Source organism: Vibrio sp. 10N.222.48.A3, from assembly GCF_041475345.1.
GTDB classification, from domain to species: domain Bacteria; phylum Pseudomonadota; class Gammaproteobacteria; order Enterobacterales; family Vibrionaceae; genus Vibrio; species Vibrio tasmaniensis_A.
In genome coordinates, this window is sequence record NZ_JBFRVX010000963.1 from 1 (window position 1) to 1,266 (window position 1,266).

Consider the following 1,266-nt stretch of genomic DNA (forward strand, 5'->3'; position numbering starts at 1 on the left):
GGATAAATAGTTATCTTCCCTCATTAAAAAACGGAATTTAAGCGTTATTCTTTGATTTTTATAAACTCGAATCTAGCATGAAAACTTTAATTTATGAGGATACATTCATCATGCAATATGGACAATCAAGGATTGACGCTGCTTTTCAGAATTTTATAGACAGTTTAACTCAAGCAGATATTTGTAAGCTTCAATCCCAATTTTCAAAAAAGCCTCTGGTTTGCATCGCCGATATACTGCCAGAAAATTTGTGGCTTGAATTGAGTGAGGAAGCATCAAACTTAGTGGAACATTATGGCAAGCGAAAAAGCTTTACTTGTTGATAATCAAGTATTTAGATTCTACGAGAAGTTTGGCTTTCATGTTGCAGATATTAAGCCTATGTGGGTTTACGTACGCACAGACCATTAAAAGGCAATGGCATGGACATTACCACAATCTTATTATTTACAGCTTCAATTACGCTACTATCAATAGTACCTGGTCCAAGTGTGTTGCTAGTGATGATTCAAAGTATGGGGGTCGGGCTTAAGTCGGGTTTAATAACGACCTTAGGAATTGTCATAGGTGCTATGTTATTTTTTAGCATTGCATATTTTAGCATCAATACGGCACTTGCTCAGAACGGCGTCCAAGGAATCTATCACTTCGTACAATTTGTTAGTGCCATATACTTAGGGTGGATAGGCTATAGTCTAATTATGGCGGCTTCTCCTCATTTAAGTGAAACCGATATCTCAACGTCTGATTTATCAACAAAGGAATTTTTTGCCGGGCTATCTATAGCTATGGGGAACCCAAAAACTATCCTTTTTTATGCTTCTATCTTACCTAGTTTTGTTGACCTTACGAATAGTAATATCAGTGATTATATGATCTGTTTGGGGATTGTCGGTATTTCGACGGCACTAGTGCTTTCGATGTATGCTGTCATTGGTTACTGGATGCGGGCACATATAGTGTCAAGATACATTGAACAGTGGGGCAATAAAATTGCAGGATTTTTCTTTGTTTTAATGAGTCTTTACCTTATCTATCTTTTTTCGACGAGTCTATAAATTGGGGAAGCGTAACTGTTTGTAGAGTCTTTTCTTTCACAAAAATTTGGTGAGGGAAAAGTTGTCTTACCTTCATATGAATAAGTGTTTTCCTATTTGATAAGGGTGCTCTACACTTGTCAGACTGACTGGTTTGCTAAGTGACAAGAAATTAACTGGACTTAGATATTCAAGTGCCCTGTGCCTTCTTGTTCGGTAATAATTAACC

The 1,266-nt window shown here is 36.9% G+C and carries 2 protein-coding genes; both read left to right on the forward strand.

Translation table 11 applies throughout. The annotated features are described in order from the left end of the window. Nucleotides 1-77: 77 nt before the first annotated feature. Nucleotides 78-323 (forward strand): hypothetical protein, encoded by a 246-nt coding sequence (locus AB4653_RS22455; protein WP_016800074.1) that lies wholly within the window; start codon nt 78-80, stop codon nt 321-323. A gap of 99 nt (nt 324-422) precedes the next feature. Further along, a complete protein-coding gene (locus AB4653_RS22460; protein ID WP_016800075.1) occupies nt 423-1,058 on the forward strand; it encodes a LysE family translocator in 636 nt (211 codons plus the stop codon). The last annotated feature ends 208 nt before the right edge of the window (nt 1,059-1,266 follow it).